At 72.4% G+C, this 19,323-nt stretch carries 17 protein-coding genes and 2 pseudogenes; 8 read left to right on the top strand and 11 right to left on the bottom strand.

Going from position 1 to position 19,323, the window contains the following annotated elements; translation table 11 throughout:
• The first annotated feature begins 11 nt into the window (after positions 1-11).
• Complete coding sequence (locus tag NLX86_RS10990; protein WP_254371443.1) at positions 12-482, top strand: Dps family protein; 471 nt, start codon at positions 12-14, stop codon at positions 480-482.
• 346 nt (positions 483-828) lie between these two features.
• On the opposite strand, the gene NLX86_RS10980 is transcribed toward NLX86_RS10990, so the two are convergent.
• From NLX86_RS10980 to NLX86_RS10970, 3 genes are all read right to left on the bottom strand, one after another.
• Complete coding sequence (locus NLX86_RS10980; RefSeq protein ID WP_254371441.1) at positions 829-1,641, bottom strand: SDR family NAD(P)-dependent oxidoreductase; 813 nt, start codon at positions 1,639-1,641, stop codon at positions 829-831.
• Entirely contained in the window at positions 1,642-2,412 is a 771-nt protein-coding gene (locus tag NLX86_RS10975; protein WP_254371440.1) for an Fpg/Nei family DNA glycosylase, read from the bottom strand.
• Between the two features lie 515 nt (positions 2,413-2,927).
• Positions 2,928-7,562 (bottom strand): ATP-dependent helicase, encoded by a 4,635-nt coding sequence (locus NLX86_RS10970; protein ID WP_254371439.1) that lies wholly within the window; start codon positions 7,560-7,562, stop codon positions 2,928-2,930.
• 122 nt (positions 7,563-7,684) lie between these two features.
• Here NLX86_RS10970 and NLX86_RS10965 point away from each other — a divergent pair, with 122 nt between their 5' ends.
• Genes NLX86_RS10965 through NLX86_RS10955 form a run of 3 tightly spaced genes read left to right on the top strand, consistent with a single transcriptional unit; the run spans position 7,685 to position 9,640 of the window.
• Positions 7,685-8,545: an AraC family transcriptional regulator gene (locus tag NLX86_RS10965; protein ID WP_374213861.1), complete on the top strand. Its 861-nt coding sequence runs from the start codon at positions 7,685-7,687 to the stop codon at positions 8,543-8,545.
• Between the two features lie 10 nt (positions 8,546-8,555).
• The gene (locus NLX86_RS10960) at positions 8,556-9,335 is read left to right on the top strand and encodes an AzlC family ABC transporter permease (protein ID WP_254371438.1); all 780 of its coding nucleotides are present in this window, start codon (positions 8,556-8,558) and stop codon (positions 9,333-9,335) included.
• A complete protein-coding gene (locus NLX86_RS10955) occupies positions 9,332-9,640 on the top strand; it encodes an AzlD domain-containing protein (protein WP_254371437.1) in 309 nt (102 codons plus the stop codon). Before NLX86_RS10960 ends, NLX86_RS10955 begins: the two co-directional genes overlap by 4 nt.
• Before the next feature lie 15 nt (positions 9,641-9,655).
• Here the strand turns inward: NLX86_RS10955 and NLX86_RS10950 are convergent, their stop codons facing one another.
• Positions 9,656-10,576, bottom strand: a complete 921-nt coding sequence (locus NLX86_RS10950) for a hypothetical protein (RefSeq protein WP_254371436.1) — start codon at positions 10,574-10,576, stop codon at positions 9,656-9,658.
• A gap of 79 nt (positions 10,577-10,655) precedes the next feature.
• Here NLX86_RS10950 and NLX86_RS10945 point away from each other — a divergent pair, with 79 nt between their 5' ends.
• Both NLX86_RS10945 and NLX86_RS10940 read left to right on the top strand, forming a co-directional pair.
• The gene (locus NLX86_RS10945; protein WP_254371435.1) at positions 10,656-10,850 is read left to right on the top strand and encodes a DUF3046 domain-containing protein; all 195 of its coding nucleotides are present in this window, start codon (positions 10,656-10,658) and stop codon (positions 10,848-10,850) included.
• A gap of 23 nt (positions 10,851-10,873) precedes the next feature.
• Positions 10,874-12,103, top strand: a complete 1,230-nt coding sequence (locus NLX86_RS10940; RefSeq protein WP_254371434.1) for an AI-2E family transporter — start codon at positions 10,874-10,876, stop codon at positions 12,101-12,103.
• Between the two features lie 37 nt (positions 12,104-12,140).
• On the opposite strand, the pseudogene NLX86_RS10935 reads toward NLX86_RS10940, so the two are convergent.
• A pseudogene (locus tag NLX86_RS10935) lies at positions 12,141-12,605 on the bottom strand (MMPL family transporter); the annotation flags it as partial.
• 196 nt (positions 12,606-12,801) lie between these two features.
• On the opposite strand from NLX86_RS10935, the gene recA reads away from it, so the two are divergent.
• Both recA and recX read left to right on the top strand, forming a co-directional pair.
• Positions 12,802-13,935, top strand: coding sequence for a recombinase RecA (gene recA / locus NLX86_RS10930; RefSeq protein WP_254371433.1), 1,134 nt, complete (start codon positions 12,802-12,804; stop codon positions 13,933-13,935).
• Positions 13,872-14,546 (top strand): annotated as a pseudogene (recX, locus tag NLX86_RS10925) (recombination regulator RecX); the annotation flags it as partial. The gene recA and the pseudogene recX, both read left to right, overlap by 64 nt.
• Before the next feature lie 221 nt (positions 14,547-14,767).
• Here the strand turns inward: recX and NLX86_RS10920 are convergent.
• The 6 genes from NLX86_RS10920 to NLX86_RS10900 form a co-directional block, all read right to left on the bottom strand.
• The gene (locus NLX86_RS10920; protein ID WP_254371432.1) at positions 14,768-15,163 is read right to left on the bottom strand and encodes a rhodanese-like domain-containing protein; all 396 of its coding nucleotides are present in this window, start codon (positions 15,161-15,163) and stop codon (positions 14,768-14,770) included.
• Positions 15,160-15,696: a cysteine dioxygenase gene (locus tag NLX86_RS10915; RefSeq protein ID WP_254371431.1), complete on the bottom strand. Its 537-nt coding sequence runs from the start codon at positions 15,694-15,696 to the stop codon at positions 15,160-15,162. Before NLX86_RS10915 ends, NLX86_RS10920 begins: the two co-directional genes overlap by 4 nt.
• Before the next feature lie 76 nt (positions 15,697-15,772).
• Positions 15,773-15,844 (bottom strand): putative leader peptide, encoded by a 72-nt coding sequence (locus tag NLX86_RS35005; protein WP_309544753.1) that lies wholly within the window; start codon positions 15,842-15,844, stop codon positions 15,773-15,775.
• A gap of 47 nt (positions 15,845-15,891) precedes the next feature.
• Complete coding sequence (locus NLX86_RS10910) at positions 15,892-17,544, bottom strand: FAD-dependent monooxygenase (protein ID WP_254371430.1); 1,653 nt, start codon at positions 17,542-17,544, stop codon at positions 15,892-15,894.
• 182 nt (positions 17,545-17,726) lie between these two features.
• Positions 17,727-18,641 (bottom strand): amino acid ABC transporter permease, encoded by a 915-nt coding sequence (locus NLX86_RS10905; RefSeq protein ID WP_254371429.1) that lies wholly within the window; start codon positions 18,639-18,641, stop codon positions 17,727-17,729.
• On the bottom strand, positions 18,638-19,312 hold the full coding sequence (locus NLX86_RS10900) for an amino acid ABC transporter permease (RefSeq protein ID WP_254371428.1): 675 nt from the start codon (positions 19,310-19,312) through the stop codon (positions 18,638-18,640). The genes NLX86_RS10905 and NLX86_RS10900 overlap by 4 nt, the downstream gene beginning before the upstream one ends.
• Between the last annotated feature and the right edge of the window lie 11 nt (positions 19,313-19,323).

Below are 19,323 nucleotides of genomic sequence, written 5' to 3'. Positions count from 1 at the left end.
GGAGGACACGGATGTCTGTGGTGAAGAGCCCGTTGTCGGATGCCGACCTCAAGGTGGTCGCCGAGGCGCTGCAGGGCGCGCTCGTGGATCTGGTGGATCTTTCTCTGGTGGCCAAGCAGGTCCACTGGAACGTGGTCGGACCGCGCTTCCGCTCGGTCCATCTCCAGCTCGACGAGGTCGTCGCCGTGGCGCGCCAGCACACCGACACGGTGGCCGAGCGCGCCTCCGCCCTCGGGGTGTCGCCGGACGGGCGGGCCGGGACGGTCTCCGCGACGAGCGGCATCAGGAAGGCGCCCGAAGGCTGGATCAAGGACACGGACGCGGTCGGCACCCTGGTCGCGGCGCTCGGCGCGGTGATCACCCGGATGCGGGAACGGATCGCCGCGACGGATGAGCCGGACCCGGTCAGCCAGGACATTCTCATCGGCCTGACCGCCGACCTGGAGAAGCATCACTGGATGTTCCAGGCCGAGAATGGGTAGCTCACGTGGGACGAAGGCGCGCCGGGTATGCACCCGGTGCGCCTTCCCGTGGGCGGTTTCCCCCGTCTAGGTTCTGTCCGGTCGATCCGGCCGGAGGAGGCAGCCATGGCTTGGCGTGACGTGTGGGGACGCCCAGCGGTGAAGTGGCCGTTGGCGCTGCTCTTGGGCGGAATGTGGTGGTGGGCCGCGCTGCGGCTGGCGTTCGTGCCCGGCCGGACCGGAGCCGTCGAGGGTGCGGTGGCGGCGGGCGGGTGGGGGCTGAGCCTGCTGCCGGTGCACTGTGTGCCGCGTGGGCGGGCTGGGCGGGCAGTCGTACGGGGGCGGGGCATGCCGGGGCGGGGGCGAACTACCAGGGCATCGCGACTCCGCCGTTCGGGCGCAGGATCTGGCCCGTCATGAAGGACGACGCGTCCGAGGCGAGGTAGAGCACGGCCTGGGCGATGTCCTCGGGCTCGCCCACCCGGCGCAGCGGTGACATACGGACCATCGCCGCTTCGGCATGCTGCTGGGCGCCGGGGTCGTGCCGGTCGGTCATCGGGGTGCGGATCCAGCCGGGAGCGACCGCGTTGACGCGGATTCCGTACGGGCCGCTCTCGGTGGCGAGGGTCTTGGTCAGCTGCACCACCGCGGCCTTGGCGGCGCTGTAGCAGAGCAGACCCGGGCTTGCCGCGTCCACCGCGCCGGAGGCCATGGTGATGATGCTGCCCGGTGTCCGGGTGGCGATCATGGCGCGCGCCGACTCCTGGCAGGTGTACAGGACGCCCTTGAAATTGACCGTCAGGACGCGGTCGAGGTCCTCGTCCCTGGTCTCCAGCACGGCGCTGCTGTGCATGATGCCGGCGACGGCGGCCGTGATGTCGAGCCGGCCGGTGGTGCGGACGGCGTGCGCGACCCCGGCTTTCAGCTGCGCACGGTCGCTGACGTCCAGGGGGTGGGCGTGGGCTGTGCCGCCCGCTTTCGCGATCAGGGCGGCGGTCTCCCGTAGGCCCGCTTCGTCGAGGTCCGCGCAGTGGACGGCCGCGCCGGCCTCGGCGAGCAGCACCGCGCAGGCCCGTCCGATGCCGCCGGCGGCGCCGGTGATCAGCGCGGTGCGGCCGGTGAGGTCGTACGCCTTGAGGGGCATGGCCGGACCGTACGACCCTATTTGACGGACCGTCAACTAGCTTGCGGGGCCTGATTGGCAGCGGGGACACCAGTAGGTGGGGCGCCCGTCCTGTTCGGCGCCGCGGACGGGTGTGGCGCAGCGCAGGCAGGGGCGGTGGGCGCGACCGTAGACGTACAGGCTCTGGCCCGGGGTCCTGCCGGGTGTGGTCCGACGGCCGACGCGGTCGCGATTGGCCTCCATGAGCGTCTTGGCCGCGGTGACCAGCCGCTCGGGGGAGGGGAGTTCACTTACGGGGAGCCAGGGCGTGACGCGCGCCAGGAAGCACAGCTCGGACTTGTAGACATTGCCGATTCCGGCGAGGTTGCGCTGATCGAGCAGAGCCTCGCCGAGCGGGCGGGCAGGGTCGGAGAGGAGGTTGCGCAGGGCGAGCCCCGGATCCCAGTCCGGGCCGAGGAGGTCGGGGCCGAGGTGGCCGACGGCCTGCTGCTCGTCGGCGGTGCGGAGCAGTTCGAGTACGGGCAGGCGGTAGCCGACGGCCGTGTGGTGCTCGGTACCGAGAATGGCCCGGATCTGGTGCGCCGGTCCGCCGCGCCAGCGCTCGCCGGGGGCGTAGATCTTCCAGGTGCCGTCCATGCGGAGGTGGCTGTGGAGGGTAAGGCCGCCCTCGATACGGGTGAGGAGGTGCTTGCCGCGCGGGGTGACGTCCAGGACCGTCCGGCCGGTGAGATCCGCGGTGGCGAAGCGGGGGACGCGCAGGTCGGAGCGGATGAGCACGTGCCCGGCCAGCGCGGCGTCCAGACGCCGGGCGGTGTCTCCTTCGGGCATGCGGTCAATTGTGCCGGGTGGGGGGGGCGGCCGTGCGTCGGCCGGGCGCGGTTCGGCTCCGCGCCGGTGCCGGGTGCGCCCGCGTTGGCCCGGCGGGTGGCACGTGGTGGCCGGTGCCGGGTGCGCCCACGCCTTGCCCGGGCGGGTTCGGCTGCGGGCCGGTGGTGGGTGCGCCCGCCTGCGGCGGGCTGTGTCTCCCACCCGCCCACCCCTGCGGGTGAGTGGGGAAGGTGTGGGTCTTCCTGTGGGGCCTGGCGGCCGCTGGCGGCCGCAGGCCGATGAGGCTCCGCTGCGCTTGCCAGCCCGTGCGGGTGGGCGGGAAGGTGCGGGTCCTCGGGTGGGGTGTGGCCGCCGTTGGCGGCTGTGGGCCGATGAGTGCGCGCGTCTGTGGCGCGTATGCCGCCCCGTGCCTCCGCCCGTGCGGGTGGGGGCGGCTGCCGACCGATGGGGGCTGCGTGTCCCGCCCGTGACGGACGTTGGTCGCCGGGGCCGGAGTCCCCCCCGGACCGGCCGGATTACGCCCGCAGGCGGAGGCCCCTGGGGGTGGGGTGGAAGCCTGCGGCTTCCAGGGTTCGGCCCAGGGGGGAGGTGAGGGCCGGGGTGCCGTTCGTGCGTTCCACCGTGATCGTGCCCAGCGTGCCCGCGCGGGCTGCCGCCGCCAGGGCCTCCGTAGCCGAGTGCAGGCGGGGGTCCGGGGCTGCCGGGTCGTCCGGGGTCGTGGGCCAGGCGAGGAGGGTCTTGCCGCCGCGCTCCATGTAGAGCGTCAGCTCGCCGTCGACCAGGACCACCAGCGAGCCCGCCTTGCGGCCGGGCTTGTGGCCCGCGCCGGTGGGCGGTTCCGGCCAGGGCAGCGCGGCGCCGTACGCGTTGGCCGGGTCGGCCGCCGCCAGGACGAGCGCGCGCTGAGGAGTGTCGTGCTCCGCGCGGTCGCGGGCCGTCGCCGCCGCCCGCAGGCGGTCGACCGCGCCGTCCATCGCGAACTGCGCGGCGCCCAGGCCCTCGACCACGTATCCACGCCGGGCCTGCCCGCTGTCCTCGAAGGCGGAGAGGATGCGGTACGTCGCGGAGAACCCGCCCTCGACGCCCTCCGCAGCGACCGCCCCCCGCGTGACCACGCCGTGCCGGTCCAACAGCGTGCGCGCCAGCGCGTGGGCGCGGTGCGTCGGGTCCGGCTCGGCGGCGGGGAGCAGCGACCAGCGCCCCGCCACGGTGGGCGGGCCCGTACGGGACGCGGTGCGGGCGGCCGCGGTGAGCGTTCCGTACCGGCCGCGGGGGACCGGCCGCTTGGCCCGGTGGGCGGTGGATCCCGCGGTGCGGCCCGAGCCCAGCAGGGAGCGGAGCGGGGCCAGCGTGTCGTTCGTGAGCCGGCCGGACCAGGCCAGCTCCCAGAGCGCGTCGGCGAGTTGGGGGTCGGTCGCCTCCGGGTGGGTGGTGGCCCGGACCTGGTCCGCTATCTGCCGGAAGAACAGCCCGTACCCCCCGGACAGGGTGGTCAGGACGGACTCGTGGAGCGCGGTCAGTTCCAGCGGGTGCGGCTGGGGGAGGAGGAGCGGGGCGGCGTCGGCGAGGTAGAGGGAGATCCAGCCGTCCTTGCCCGGGAGGGCGCCCGCGCCGGCCCACAGGACCTCGCCCGTGGTGGTGAGTTCGTCGAGCAGGGTGGGGGTGTAGCCGGTGACGCGGGAGGGGAGGACGAGCTTCTCCAGCGCGGAGGCGGGAACAGGTGCCCCCTGCAGTTGTTCGACGGCCCGGGCCAGGCCGTCGATGCCCCGGAGGCTGTTGCTGCCGAGGTGCTGCCACTGGGGGAGGAAGCCGGCGAGCGCAGCGGGCGGTACCGGCTCCAGCTCCTGGCGGAGCGCCGCGAGCGACCGGCGGCGCAGCCGCCGCAGCACCGTCGCGTCGCACCACTCCTGGCCGATGCCGGCGGGATGGAACTCGCCCTGTACGACTCGCCCGCTCGCGGCGAGGCGCTGCAACGCGCCGTCCGTGACCGCCCCGCCCAGGCCGAACCTGGCCGCCGCCGCAGCCGACGTGAACGGGCCGTGCGTGCGGGCATAGCGCGCGAGCAGATCGCCGAGCGGGTCCTTGACCGGTTCGGTGAAGGCCTCCGGCACGCCTACCGGAAGTGCGGTGCCCAGGGCGTCACGCAGCCGCCCGGCGTCCTCGACAGCCGCCCAGTGGTCCTCTCCCGCGATACGGACCCGGATCGCGCGGCGGGAGGTGAACAGCTCCTGCGGCCAGGCGGGTTCCCCGCCGCGCGCGGACAGTTCGGCGTCGGTGAGCGGCCCGAGGACGCGGAGAAGGTCCGCGACCCCCTCGACGCCCTTGATCCGGCGGTCCTGGCTCAGCCACTGGAGCTCCTGCTCCAGCTCGGTGAGGACATCCGCGTCGAGCAGCTCGCGCAGCTCGGCCTGGCCCAGCAGCTCCGCGAGCAGCCGGGAGTCCAGCGAGAGGGCCGCGGCGCGCCGCTCGGCCAGCGGCGAGTCCCCCTCGTACAGGAACTGCGCCACATAGCCGAAGAGCAGGGAGCGGGCGAAGGGGGACGGCTCGGGGGTGGTCACCTCGACGAGCCGGACCCGGCGGGACTCGATGTCGCCCATCAGCTCGGTGAGGCCCGGCACGTCGAACACGTCCTGGAGGCATTCGCGGACCGCCTCGAGGACGATCGGGAACGAGCCGAACTCGGAGGCGACCTGGAGCAGCTGGGCGGCGCGCCGGCGCTGCTGCCAGAGCGGCGTGCGCTTGCCCGGGTTGCGGCGGGGCAGCAGCAGCGCGCGGGCGGCGCACTCGCGGAACCGGGCGGCGAACAGCGCCGAGCCGCCGACCTGGTCGGTGACGATCTGATTGACCTCGCCCTTGTCGAAGGCGACGTCGGCGGCCCCGAGGGGGGCCTGTTCCGTGTCGTACTCCGTGCCCTGCTGTACGGGGTCGCGGTCGAGCAGGTCGAGACCCAGCAGGTCGGCGTCGGGCAGCCGCAGGACGATGCCGTCGTCGGCGTGCATAACCTGGGCGTCCATCCCGTACCGCTCGGAGAGCCGCGCGCCGAGCGCCAGCGCCCACGGCGCGTGCACCTGGGCGCCGAAGGGGGAGTGGACCACGACCCGCCAGTCACCGAGCTCGTCACGGAACCGCTCGACGACGATCGTGCGGTCGTCCGGGACGTGTCCGCAGGCGCGGCGCTGCTCGTCCAGGTACGACAGGACGTTGTCCGCGGCCCAGGCGTCGAGGCCCGCGGCGAGCAGCCGCAGACGGGCGTCCTCCTCCGCCAGGCCGCCGACCTCGCGCAGGAACGCGCCCACCGCACGGCCCAGTTCCAGCGGACGGCCCAGCTGGTCGCCCTTCCAGAACGGCAACCTGCCCGGGACTCCGGGGGCCGGCGAGACCAGCACCCGGTCGCGGGTGATGTCCTCGATCCGCCACGAGGTCGTGCCGAGGGTGAAGACATCGCCCACCCGCGACTCGTACACCATCTCCTCGTCCAGCTCACCGACCCGGCCGCCGCCCTTCTTCGGGTCCGCCCCGGCGAGGAACACGCCGAACAGCCCGCGGTCCGGGATCGTGCCGCCCGAGGTGACCGCGAGGCGCTGCGCGCCCGGCCGGCCCGTGACCGTACCCACGACGCGGTCCCACACCACGCGCGGGCGCAGCTCCGCGAAGGCGTCGGACGGATAGCGCCCGGCGAGCATGTCGAGGACGGCCGTGAACGCCGACTCGGGCAGCGAGGCGAAGGGCGCGGCGCGGCGGACGACGGTCAGCAGGTCGTCGACCTGCCAGACGTCCAGGGCGACCATCGCGACCAGCTGCTGGGCCAGGACGTCCAACGGGTTGGACGGGATCCGGAGGGACTCGATCGAGCCGGTGCGCATCCGTTCGGTCACCACCGCGGCCTGCACCAGATCACCCCGGTACTTCGGGAAGACCACACCCGTGGACACGGCCCCGACCTGGTGGCCGGCCCGGCCGACGCGCTGGAGGCCGGAGGCGACCGACGGCGGCGACTCGACCTGGACGACCAGGTCCACCGCGCCCATGTCGATGCCCAGCTCAAGACTGGACGTGGCGACCACGGCCGGCAGCCTGCCCGCCTTGAGGTCCTCCTCGACCAGCGCCCGCTGCTCCTTGGAGACCGAGCCGTGGTGCGCGCGGGCGAGCAGCGGCGGGGCGCCCTGCGCCGCGCCGGACTGCGCCATGATCTCGGCCGGTGGCGCCCCGTCGGGCAGGGCCGCACCGGTGGCGCGCTCGTACGCGATCTCGTTGAGCCGGTTGCACAGCCGCTCCGCCAGCCGCCGTGAGTTGGCGAAGACGATGGTCGAGCGGTGGGCCTGGACGAGGTCGGCGATCCGCTCCTCGACCTGCGGCCAGATCGACGGCTTGTCCCCGGTGTCCGACTCGGACGCCGGGGAGCCGCCCAGCTCGCCCATGTCCTCCACCGGCACGACCACCGAGAGGTCGAACTCCTTGCCGGAGCGCGGCTGGACGACCTCCACCTTGCGCTGCGGCGACAGATAGCGGGCGACCTCGTCCACCGGCCGGACCGTCGCGGACAGCCCGATCCGGCGGGCCGGCCGCGGCAGCAGCTCGTCGAGCCGCTCCAGCGATACGGCGAGATGCGCGCCCCGCTTCGTACCCGCGACGGCGTGCACCTCGTCCAGGATCACCGTCTCGATGCCGGACAGCGCGTCGCGCGTCGCGGAGGTGAGCATCAGGAACAGCGACTCGGGCGTGGTGATCAGGATGTCCGGTGGCCGGGTCGCCAGGGCGCGCCGCTCGGCGGGCGGCGTGTCCCCGGAGCGGATACCGACCCGCACTTCCGGCTCGGCCAGTCCGAGCCGTACGGACTCCTGGCGGATGCCGGTCAGCGGGCTCCGCAGGTTGCGCTCCACGTCGACCGCGAGGGCCTTGAGCGGAGACACGTACAACACCCGGCAGCGCTTCCGGGCGTCCGCGGGCGGCGGGGTGCTCGCCAGCTGGTCCAGCGCGGCGAGGAACGCGGCCAGCGTCTTGCCGGACCCGGTCGGGGCCACCACCAGCACGTCCGAGCCCTCGCGGATCGCCCGCCACGCGCCGTCCTGCGCGGCGGTGGGCGCGCTGAAGGCCCCCGTGAACCAGGAGCGGGTCGCGGGAGAGAACGAGTCGAGCGCGGAGCCGGCCATGCCCCCCATCGTGCACCCCACCACTGACAGCTCCGCCTCCAAGGGCTGTGAAGTCGCGGAGGCGGAGCGGAGCGGAGCCGCCCGGACCTGGGGAAACAGCGGCCGGAACGAGGTGGCGCAGAATGGATCCCATGGCGAGCGCGGAGCGGGCACGGCACTGGCAGTACCCGGAGTTGCCCGGCGTCGACCTGCTGCGGGCCCGGTACGTACGGAAGAACTTCGCCCAGCACACCCACGAGACCTTCGTGATCGCCGCGATCACCGAAGGGGTCGAGGTCTTCCACCACCGGGGCGCCGACGAGCACGCCGGGCCAGGCGCGCTCGCGCTGATCAACCCCGACATCCCGCACACCGGACGCGCCGGCGGCCCCGAGGGCTGGCAGTACAGCGCGCTCTACCCGGCGGCGGACCTGGTCGCCGAGATCGCCGCCGAGACCACGGCGATCCGCGGCACCCCCGGCTTCGCCGACCCGGTCCTCGACGACCCGTACGCGTCCCAGCTGGTCCACCAGGTGCTGCGGGCCGCGGACGAGGGCAACGCGCTCGCCGCCGACACGCTCCTGCGGGTGGCAGTCACGCGGCTGCTCCGGCGCAATGGCGGCGTGCTCCCGGAGCGCGAGATACCCGGCGGGGGCGCCAGGGTGGCCGCGCGCGCCCGCGCCGTACTCCAGGAGCGGATGGCCGATCCGCCTTCGCTGGCGAAGCTCGCGGCCGACCTCGGGACCAGCCCGTTCATCCTGCTGCGGGCGTTCCGCGACACGTACGGCATGCCGCCGCACACCTGGCTCACCGACGCCCGGGTACGGACCGCCCGCCACCTCCTGGACGACGGGACCACGCCGGCCGAGGCGGCCGTCGCCGTCGGCTTCACCGACCAGCCGCATCTGAACCGGCACTTCACCCGGATCGTCGGGGTGCCGCCCGGCGCGTACCGGCGGGAGCGTGCAAAAACGTACAAGACCGAGCCCGGCCGGCCCACGTAACGTCGCTGACGTGCCAGAACAGACAGCATCACCAGAGATACGCGACGCACCGAAGGCGGCGGCCGCCAAGCCCGACTCGGCCGTCGTCCGGGACGCCCTCGGCGTCGGCATCGCCGTCGGCCTCTCCGGGTTCGCCTTCGGCGTCACCTCGGCCGGCTCGGGCCTCACCCTCCTGCAGACCTGCGCGCTGAGCCTGCTGGTCTTCACCGGCGCCTCGCAGTTCGCGCTCGTCGGAGCCCTCGCGGCCGGCGGCAACCCGCTCACGGCCGCCGCGGGCGCCTTCTTCCTCGGTGTACGCAACGCCTTCTACGGCCTGCGCCTCTCGCAGCTCCTCGCGCTGCCGCGCTGGGTACGTCCGTTCGCCGCCCACTGGGTCATCGACGAGACGACAGCCGTCGCGCTCGCGCAGCCGACCCGGCGCAGCGTCCGTATCGGGTTCACCGTCACGGGCCTGACCCTGTACGTGTTGTGGAACCTCACCACCCTTCTCGGCGCCCTGGGAGCCGAGGCCATCGGCGACACCAACGCCTGGGGCCTGGACGCCGCCGGGCCCGCCGTCTTCCTCGCGCTGCTGGCGCCCATGCTGCAGACGGCCACGGAACGCGCGGTCGCCGGACTCGCGCTCGTGCTGGGGCTCAGCTTCCTGCCCGTCCTGCCGGCCGGGGTGCCGGTGCTCGTCGCCGCGCTGGCCGCGCCCGCGGTGCTCTTCTTCCAGGGGCGCAAGGCCCGCGACACCGCGCAGACCGAGCACACCGAGCACACCGAACAGGAACAGGAGGACGACCGGTGAGTATCTGGATCGCCATCGGAGCCACCGTCGTCGGCTGCTACCTCGTGAAGCTGATCGGCCTGCTCGTCCCCGCGGGAGCGCTGGAGCGTCCGCTCGTGCGGCGGCTGGCCGCCCTGCTGCCCGTCGCACTGCTCGCCGCGCTCACCGCCCAGCAGACCTTCAGCACCGGCAGTGAGCTGGTCCTCGACGCCCGCGCCGCCGGAGTCGCGGCGGCGGCGCTCGCGCTGCTGCTGCGCGCCCCCTTCCTGCTGGTCGTCGCGGCCGCCGTGGTCGTCACCGCGGGCGTACGTGCCATGGGCGGCTGACCAGCGCGTTCCGGGTCAGTCGAGGGTGCGGCCGTGGGCGCGCAGCGTCAGCAGCGCCTCGATCGTCACGACCGGCCGCGATTCGAGCGCGCTGCCCGGAGCCCACTCGCGCCACAAGATCGGCCAGCCGCCGTCCTCCCGCTGTCGGCTCGCCAGGAAGTCCAGCGAACGGGCCATCTCCTCGTCCGTGAACCAGCCGCGCGCCAGCGACTCGGGCCGCCGGACGAAGTCGTACGCGAAGTGGTGCTCGCCCGGCGCGTAACCGGGCGACACCGGGTACTCCGCCCGCCGCGCGGGGTCCAGCACCGCGAGCCCCTGCTCCCGTACCAGCCGGCCCAGCCGGTCCGCCGCGGCCCGGGCCCGCGACCGGTCGGGGACGCCGTCCAGGAACGCGACGGCCGCCTGGATCTCGTACGGATGCGACTTCTCCAGCGATTCGACGGCCGCCCAGCAGAAGTCGGTGGCCCGGAACAGCCAGGCGTGCCAGACCTGGTTGCGGTGCAGCAGCCCCACCACCGGGCCGGTGGTCAGCAGTTCGCCCGGCGGATTGTCGACGACCGGGATGAACGGCGCCGAGGGGTAGCCGCGCACCGGGTGGAGCGCGGGCAGCGCACCGTCCGGAGTCGAGACGGCCGTCAGATAGCGGCACACCTTCTCGACGCGCTGCCCGCCGCAGCGGCCGATGGAGTCGAGGACGCGCAGGGCGTGCGCGGTGTGCAGCGGCTGGCTCACCGGGCCGCGCAGGTCGGGCTCCAGCGCGTGGCCGTAGCCGCCGTCCTCGACCAGATACGCGCTGAGGGCCCTCTCGACCGCGTCCGCGCCGCCGCCGAGGAAGTGGTACGCGAACCGCCGCTGCTCGAGCACCCGGGCCGTCAGCCAGATGAAGTGCTCGGCGCGGGCCAGCGGGGAAGGGGGTGGTGCATCGGATCCAGCCATGGTTCGAAGGTAAGGCGGAAAGCGCTCGCGGCAAGCCGCTCACGCATCTGTGCACTCCGAGGGGCGTGATACTGGTGTCATGCGGTTGACGATTTTCTGGCAGCGGATGTCCGACCACTTCGGGGCGGGGTACGCCGACTCCTTCGCACGCGACCATGTGCTGTCCGAACTGGGCGGCCGTACGGTCCACGAGGCGCTCGACGCCGGCTGGAACGCCAAGGACGTGTGGCGGGTCGTCTGCTCGGCGATGGACGTGCCCGTAGAAAGGCGCTGACGCGGGTAGGCGAGACTGGCCGCGTGGCACCGACAGACGAGACCGCCCAGACGGCATCCCCGCCGAGCGCGCCGAGCGCGCACACTCCGCAGAGCCAGCTGGGCCGTATGCCGCGTTGGCTTCCGCGCGCCCTGGTGCTGGCGCTCGCCCTCTACGCCTGCTTCCAGCTCGGCAGCTGGGCCTTCCACCAGCTCATCGGCCTGCTGGTCAACATCCTGATCGCCTTCTTCCTGGCGCTCGCGGTGGAGCCCGTCGTGAGCCGGATGGCGGCCCGCGGCATGCGCCGGGGCCTGGCGACCTTCCTGGTCTTCCTCGGGGTGTTCATCACGGGCGCGGGGTTCGTCGTCCTGCTCGGCTCGATGCTGGCCGGCCAGATCATCGAGATGATCGAGGAGTTCCCGCGGTACATCGACTCGGTGATCAAGTGGATCAACCTGACCTTCCACACGGACCTCTCGCGCGTGGAGATCCAGGAAAGCGTTCTGCGATCCGACTGGCTGCGGAAGTACGTGGAGAGCAGCGCCGGCGGGGTGCTCGACGTCTCCGCCACCGTGCTCGGCGGACTGTTCAAGCTGCTGACGATCGGGCTGTTCTCCTTCTACTTCGCGGCCGACGGCCCCAGGCTGCGCCGCGCCGTGTGCTCCGTACTCCCGCCCGCGAAGCAGACGGAGGTCCTTCGGGCCTGGGAGATCGCGGTCAACAAGACCGGCGGTTACCTCTACTCACGGGGACTGATGGCGCTCGTCTCCGGCGTCGCGCACTACGTCCTGCTGGTGATCCTGGGTGTGCCGTACGCGCCTGCGCTCGCCGTGTGGGTGGGTGTCGTCTCCCAGTTCATCCCGACCATCGGCACCTATCTGGCGGGTGCGCTGCCGATGCTGATCGCGTTCACGGTCAACCCGTTGTACGCGCTGTACGTCCTCGCGTTCGTGGTGATCTACCAGCAGTTCGAGAACTATGTACTGCAGCCCAAGCTCACCTCGAAGACCGTCGACATCCACCCCGCGGTCGCCTTCGGCTCGGTCGTCGCGGGCACCGCTCTGCTCGGCGCGGTCGGCGCGCTGATCGCGATCCCGGCGGTCGCCACGCTGCAGGCCTTCCTCGGCGCGTATGTGAAGCGGTACGCGGTGACGGACGACCCGCGCGTGCACGGCCACCGGCGGGGCCACGGCGGACAGGTGCTCGCACGCGTCCGGTGGGCGCTGAGACGGCGGACGGAACAGGCGCCGCCCCCCGGGGAGGACGACGTCTGACCTTCCGTACTGCCGTACGGTTATGCCCTCCGCGCGGTCAGTGGCTCTCCAGCGCCACCTTCGGCAGCACCCTGCCCAGCCCGGCCGGCAGCCACCACGCGCTGCGGCCGAGCAGCTGCCTGACCGCCGGGACGATCAGGCAGCGGATGACGACCGCGTCCAGCAGGATCGCCACCGCGAGTCCGAGGCCGAACTGCTGCAGCATCCGGTCCGGGCTGAGGATGAACGCGGCGAACACGACGATCATGATCGCGGCGGCTGCCGTGATGACCTTGCCGGTCGCCGCCAGGCCCTCGCGGACCGCGCCCTGCGGGTCCTTGGCCCGCTCCCACTCCTCATGGATACGGGAGAGGAGGAACACCTCGTAGTCCATCGAGAGCCCGAGGACGATCGCGAAGATCATGACCGGGATGAACGCCTTGACCGGACCGGGCTCGATCCCGAACCAGCCATGCTGGAAGACCAGCGTGATCACGCCGAGCGCCGCCCCGATGCTGATCACGCCACGGAGGCATCGTCGGTGGTGGTGCGCTTGACACCAAAATCGAACATCCATTCTTATGGGATTCCGGCCGGGTGGGTCCACGGGATTCGGTGGAGTTGTCCACAGGCTGGGAGGGCGTGGGGGCGCATTGTCAGTGGCAGGCGTTAGCGTCTTTGACGTGAAGCGATCGACACAAGCAAATCGGGTGGAACCCATGGCAGCAGGCACCGACCGCGAGAAGGCGCTCGACGCCGCGCTCGCACAGATTGAACGGCAATTCGGCAAGGGCGCGGTGATGCGCCTCGGCGACCGGCCGAACGAACCCATCGAAGTCATTCCCACCGGGTCGACCGCTCTGGACGTTGCCCTCGGCGTCGGCGGACTGCCGCGCGGGCGAGTGGTGGAGGTGTACGGACCGGAGTCCTCCGGTAAGACGACGCTGACGCTGCACGCCGTGGCCAACGCGCAGAAGGCGGGCGGCACTGTCGCCTTCGTGGACGCCGAGCATGCCCTCGACCCGGAGTACGCCAAGGCGCTCGGTGTCGACACGGACAACCTGATCCTCTCCCAGCCGGACACCGGCGAGCAGGCGCTCGAGATCGTGGACATGCTGGTCCGCTCCGGTGCCCTCGACCTCATCGTCATCGACTCCGTCGCGGCGCTGGTCCCGCGCGCGGAGATCGAGGGCGAGATGGGCGACTCGCACGTCGGCCTGCAGGCGCGACTGATGAGCCAGGCGCTGCGCAAGATCACCGGAGCGCTGAGCCAGTCCCAGACCACCGCGATCTTCATCAACCAGCTCCGCGAGAAGATCGGTGTGATGTTCGGCTCGCCGGAGACCACGACCGGTGGCCGGGCGCTGAAGTTCTACGCCTCGGTGCGGCTCGACATCCGCCGTATCGAGACCCTCAAGGACGGCACGGACGCGGTCGGCAACCGCACCCGCGTCAAGGTCGTCAAGAACAAGGTCGCGCCGCCCTTCAAGCAGGCGGAGTTCGACATCCTCTACGGCCAGGGCATCAGCCGCGAGGGCGGCCTGATCGACATGGGCGTCGAGCACGGCTTCGTACGCAAGGCCGGCGCCTGGTACACGTACGAGGGCGACCAGCTCGGCCAGGGCAAGGAGAACGCCCGCAACTTCCTGAAGGACAACCCCGATCTCGCCAACGAGATCGAGAAGAAGATCAAGGAGAAGCTGGGCGTCGGTGTCCGGCCGGAGGCCCCGGCCGCCGAGCCGGGCGCGGACGCCGCCGGTGCCGGTTCGGCCCCCGCCGACGCCGCCGCTGCGTCCGTGCCTGCCCCGGCGACGAAGGCCAAGGCCACCAAGGCCGCCGCAGCCAAGAGCTGACCGTGGCGCGGCGTACCGAGTGGGCGGATCGCGCGGATCGCGCGAGCTCCGAGGACGGTGGCAGTCCCGACACGTCGAGGGCCGGGAAGGGGCTGCCGCCCCAGCCGCCCAAGAGCCCGGAGGAGCAGGCGCGGGCGATCTGCCTCTGTCTGCTCACCGGGAGCCCTCGCACCCGTAAGCAGCTCGGGGACGCCCTGCACAAGCGGGGCATCTCCGAGGAGGTGGCCGACGAGGTCCTGGCCCGCTTCGAGGACGTCGGCCTGATCGACGACGCGGCCTTCGCGGGCGCCTGGGTGGAGTCCCGGCACCACGGCCGGGGCCTGGCCCGCCGGGCGCTCGCACGCGAGCTGCGGACCAAAGGGGTGGACTCCACCCTCATCGAGGAGGCCGTCGGCCAACTCGACTCCGAGCAGGAGGAGACAACGGCCCGCGACCTCGTCGCCCGCAAACTGCGCACCACCCGGGGCATGGACCGCGACAAGCGGCTGCGCCGGCTCGCCGGAATGCTGGCACGCAAGGGATACCCGGAGGGCATGGCCCTGCGCGTGGTCCGCCGCGCGCTGGAGGAGGAGGGCGAGGACACGGAGGGCCTGGAGTGCGAGCCGTTCTGACCCTCCGGCCGGCGTGCTGGGCGGGGCGCCGCAGTGACGTACGGAGCGGGGTACGCGGGGGGCCCCAGATTGCGGGCGGGGGGGCGCCGCGGGTGAGGACCGAGACGGGGTTGGCAGGGTGCGCCCGCAGATGGCGCGGCACCGGGCGGGCGCCGTGGTGCGAGGCGGCGGCGCGCGGTCCGCGCGCCGGGAGAGCCGCGCGGAGACCGCATCCGTACACCTCAGTGCTCGACCGGCAGGCCCGCCGATCGCCATGCCTGAAAGCCGCCGTCGAGGTCGGTCGCCCGGTGCAGGCCGAGCCGTCTGAGCGAGGCCGCGGCGAGGCTGGAGGCGTACCCCTCGTTGCAGATCACCACGACCCGCACATCATGGCTCGTCGCCTCCGCCGCGCGGTGGCTGCCCCGCGGATCGAGCCGCCACTCCAGCTCGTTGCGCTCAACGACGAGTGCGCCGGGGATCAGCCCGTCGCGCTCGCGCAGCGCCTGATACCGGATGTCCACCAGCAGCGCCCCCGAGGCCGCCGCGTCGAAAGCCTCGTGGGGGCCGATCCGGTCGAGGTCCTCCCGGACCCGCTCCAGCAGCTCGTCGATGCCCACCGGTACGCCGTTCCCGCTCAACTCCAGTCCTCCGGACGCTCGACGTGCTCGAGCCGAAGTACCGCGCCACTGCGGCTGAACCGCCGGAGCAGCGGCAGCGGCGGGTAGTAGGCGTGAACGGAGACCGCGTGCTCGGTGGCGGACTCGTTCAGCACTTCGTGCACATGGTGCGTTCCGAACGCCTTGCCCGTGCCGGCCGCCAACCTCCGCTCGCGGTCCACGTCTTCGGCCAGTTCCAGGGTCCTCCATCCCGCGCTGGGCAGCCGCACCGCGAGCGAGTGCTCCTTCAGCTCGCCCCGCGCGGTGGCGAACGCGCCGCGGGATTCGGCGTGGTCGTGCCAGCCGGTGCCCGTGCCGGGTGGCCAGCCGATCAGCCATGCCTCACTGCCGCCGGGGCCTTCGAGGCGTACCCAGGTACGGCCCTCGGGGTCAAGGGGGAGTGAGGCAACGAGTTCCGCGTCCGCGGCGGTACGCCGGACGAAGTCGAGCAGCTCGAAGGCGGTGGGGCCGGAGGATGGCCGGACGCGGCCGGGTGAGGATACGGAGAGTGACATGGAGAGCCGTCCTGAAGTTCGCGTGGGTGCGGGCGCGGCAGCCCGGAATCACGGGGCGCGCGAGGGAGAGGGCGAATCAGCAGGACGGGCGACACACGCAGCCCGCATAGCGGACGAGGTCCATATGGACCCTCCGCCACAGGCGCACATCGGTGTCGGTCACGCTCCGGAGTACACCATGCGCGCCCGCGACGGTCAATTGATGTCCGCAGTACGGCCCTGAGTGCGGTCTTGGGCGCGGTCCTGTGTTCGCTCCTGCGGAGCCGGCGCCTCCGCGGGGGCCGGCGCACCACCGCGCGCTGCGTCGGCGCAGGCGTACAGCTCCGCGGGCCGCACCCCGGTGAACGCGGCGACCAGATGCCCGTCGGGCCGCACCAGCAGCACCGTGTGCGCGGACGCACCCGGATACCCCTCGGTGACCAGCAGCTCGGCCCGCACCGGCAGCGCGGTCACCGCCGCCGCCAGCCGCGGCATGACCCCGGCCTTCAGCCAGTGCTGCCGGTCCCACACACCGGTCCCCGGCGCGACCAGCACCACGAGCAACTGCCCCCGCCCCAGCCGGTCGCGCAGCCGTACGGTCATCCCGTCGGGAGCCGTCACCCGGACATCGGCGACGGGTGTGCCCGCTTCGGTGCCGGTCGGGGTCCCGGAAGCCGTGCGCGGAGGCGCGAGCGGGGAGCGCGCGTAACCGGGCGGCGCGCCCAGCGGGCCGCGCCCCAGATGCCCGTCGGCCAGCAGTGTGTCGTGCCCGCGCGTGGTGCCCGGCAGACGGGTACGCAGCCCGCGGCCGCCCCGCAGTATCGGCAACGACTGGTCGGCGGCCCGCAGCCGCGCCGCGACGGCGGTGCGGCGCTCGGCCTGGTAGCTGTCCAGCAGCGTCCTGGAGGCCCCGTGGTGCCACGCCAGGGCCAGCTTCCAGGCCAGATTCTCGGCGTCCCGCAGCCCCTCCTGCAGTCCCTGCGTGCCGATCGCGCCGAGCAGGTGCGCGGCGTCCCCGGCGAGGAAGGCCCTGCCGGTGCGCCAGCGGCGGGCGAGGCGGTGGTGGAGGGTGTACACCCCGGTGTCGATCAGCTCGTACGGAGGGGTCTCACCGCACCACCCGGCCAGCGTGTCCCGGACCCTCGCCACCAGTACGTCCGGTGTCACCAGGTCGCCGCGCGGCGGCAGCAGCCAGTCGATCCGCCACGCCCCGTCCGGCAGCGGGCGGGCGGTCACCTCCTCGCCGGAGCCGCGCCCCGGCGGCATCCGGTGCAGCAACGCCTCGTCCGGCCAGGGCAGTTCGGTGCGCAGCGCGGCGACCGCGTGCCGCTCCACCGCCGTACGGCCGGGGAAGCGGATGTCGAGCAGCTTGCGCACGGTGGACCGCGCGCCGTCGCAGCCGACCAGATAACTCCCGCGCCACCAGGTGGACTCGGAGCCACGGGTGTGCGCGGTGATGCCGCTCGCATCCTGTTCGATGGAGTCGAGCTTGGTGCCGGTGACGATCTGCACGAGATCCTCTGCGGCGGCGGCCTGGCGCAGTCCGCGGGTGAGTGAGTGCTGCGGCAGATGCAGCGGCGCCCGGCCGTCGTCCTCCGGACCGTCACCGAAGGAGAGCCGGAGCAGCTCCTGCTTGCGACGCAGCGTCCGCCATCCGGTCCAGCGCGCGCCTTCGTCGCGGGTGGTTGCGCAGCCGAGCCGCTCGACCATCGCGCCCGTGTCGGGGTGCAGTACGACCGTACGCGCCGGACGCCGTACGTCGTCGCCCGGAGTCTCGTCGAGCACCACGCAGGGGACGCCCTGCTGGGCGAGCGCCAGAGCCAGCGCGAGCCCGACCGGCCCGGCGCCGACGACGATCACCGGATCCACGGCACAGCTCCCTCAGAGCTGCTGACGGAACGAAAGATGGCGAGTGGAGCCCGGCGCACGATCACACAACGTATGCAACAGATTGCGGGTGCTTGCGTCAAGCGACAGAGGTATGCGGCGAGGGGGCAGCGGCCGTGGCCGCTGCCCCCTCGTGCTCTGCTTGCAGAACGATGTCCCGGTCGTCAGGTGCCGGTGCCGGGACCGCCGATGTGGTCCGTCGCGTGCCCCGGGGCGTTGAGCTCCTGCACGTCGTCGGCCGCCAGCACCGCGCCGGTGCCCTTCTTGGACCGGCGGACCCTGCCTTCCAGCCAGCTCGCAAAGCTTGTGAGCAGGAAGTTGAGCGCGATGAAGATCAGCGCGATCACGGTGAGCGCGGCAATGGTGTTCGCGCCGTAGTTCGCCGGGATCGTGCGGTACTGCGACATCAGTTCGGGCAGGCCGAGCAGGGCGCCACCCAGGGCGGTGTCCTTGACGATGACGACGACCTGGCTGACCAGCGCCGGCAGCATCGCCGTGACCGCCTGCGGCAGCAGCACGTACGACATCGTCTGGCCCTTGCGCATACCGATCGCCTTCGCGGCGTCGGTCTGCCCGGACGGCAGCGAGAGGATGCCGGCCCGCACGATCTCGGCGATGACCGAGGCGTTGTAGAGCACCAGGCCGGTGACCACCGAGTACATCGGCCGGATCTCCGACTCGATGTCCGTGAACTGCACGAACAGCGCCTGGGCGAAGAACATCAGGATCAGCACCGGGATGGCGCGGAAGAACTCGACCACAGCGCCCGCCGGAACGCGGATCCACCGGTGGTCGGAGAGCCGGCCGATGCCGAGCAGCGCACCGAGCGGCAGCGCGATCACGATGGCGAACGCCGCCGCTTTCACGGTCAGCCAGAGGCCGGGCAGCAGAAAGGTCGTCCACACCTCCGAGTCCGTGACGAACGGACTCCACTTTTCCGCCGCCAGCTGGCCCTTGTCGGCCATGACGGACAGTCCCCACCACGTGACGAGCCCGAGCAGGACCAGGAACACGATCGTGTAGAGGATGTTCCGCCGCTTGGCGCGGGGGCCGGGGGCGTCGTAGAGAACGGAGGTCATCGCTTCACCGCCACACGCTTGGCCACCCAGCCGAGGATCAGGCCGGTCGGGAGGGTGAGAACCATGAATCCGAAAGCGAAGACCGCGAAGACGGCGAAGAGCGCGTCGGCCTCGTTCTCGATCATTTCCTTCATCAGCAGTGCGGCCTCGGCCACACCGATCGCAGCCGCCACCGTGGTGTTCTTCGTCAGCGCGATCAGTACGTTCGCCAGCGGCGCGACCACCGAGCGGAACGCCTGCGGGAGCACGATCCGCGTCAGCACCTGGGTGAAGCTCAGCCCCAGCGCGCGGGCCGCCTCCGCCTGCCCGACGGGCACGGTGTTGATGCCGGACCGCAGCGCCTCACAGACGAAGGTGCCGGTGTAGGCGATGAAACCGAGGACGGCCAGCCGGAAGCCGATGTCCTTGAAGTTGTCGCCCCCGAGCGCGAACCCCAGCGTCTGGTTCAGGACCAGCGAGCAGGAGATGATGATCACCGTCAGCGGGGTGTTGCGGACGAGATTGACGTACGCGGTGCCGAAGACCCGCATCAGCGGAACCGGACTGACTCGCATACCGACCAGGATCGTGCCCCAGATCAGGGACCCGACGGCCGAGTAGAGGGTGAGCTGAACCGTCACCCAGAAGGCGCCGAGCAGGTCGTACTGCCCGGAATCAAGAAAGTCGAACACGTTGCCCCGCG

It is taken from the genome of Streptomyces sp. A3M-1-3 (genome assembly GCF_024213665.1).
GTDB lineage: Bacteria > Actinomycetota > Actinomycetes > Streptomycetales > Streptomycetaceae > Streptomyces.
This window is presented reverse-complemented; position numbering and strand designations above follow the sequence as displayed.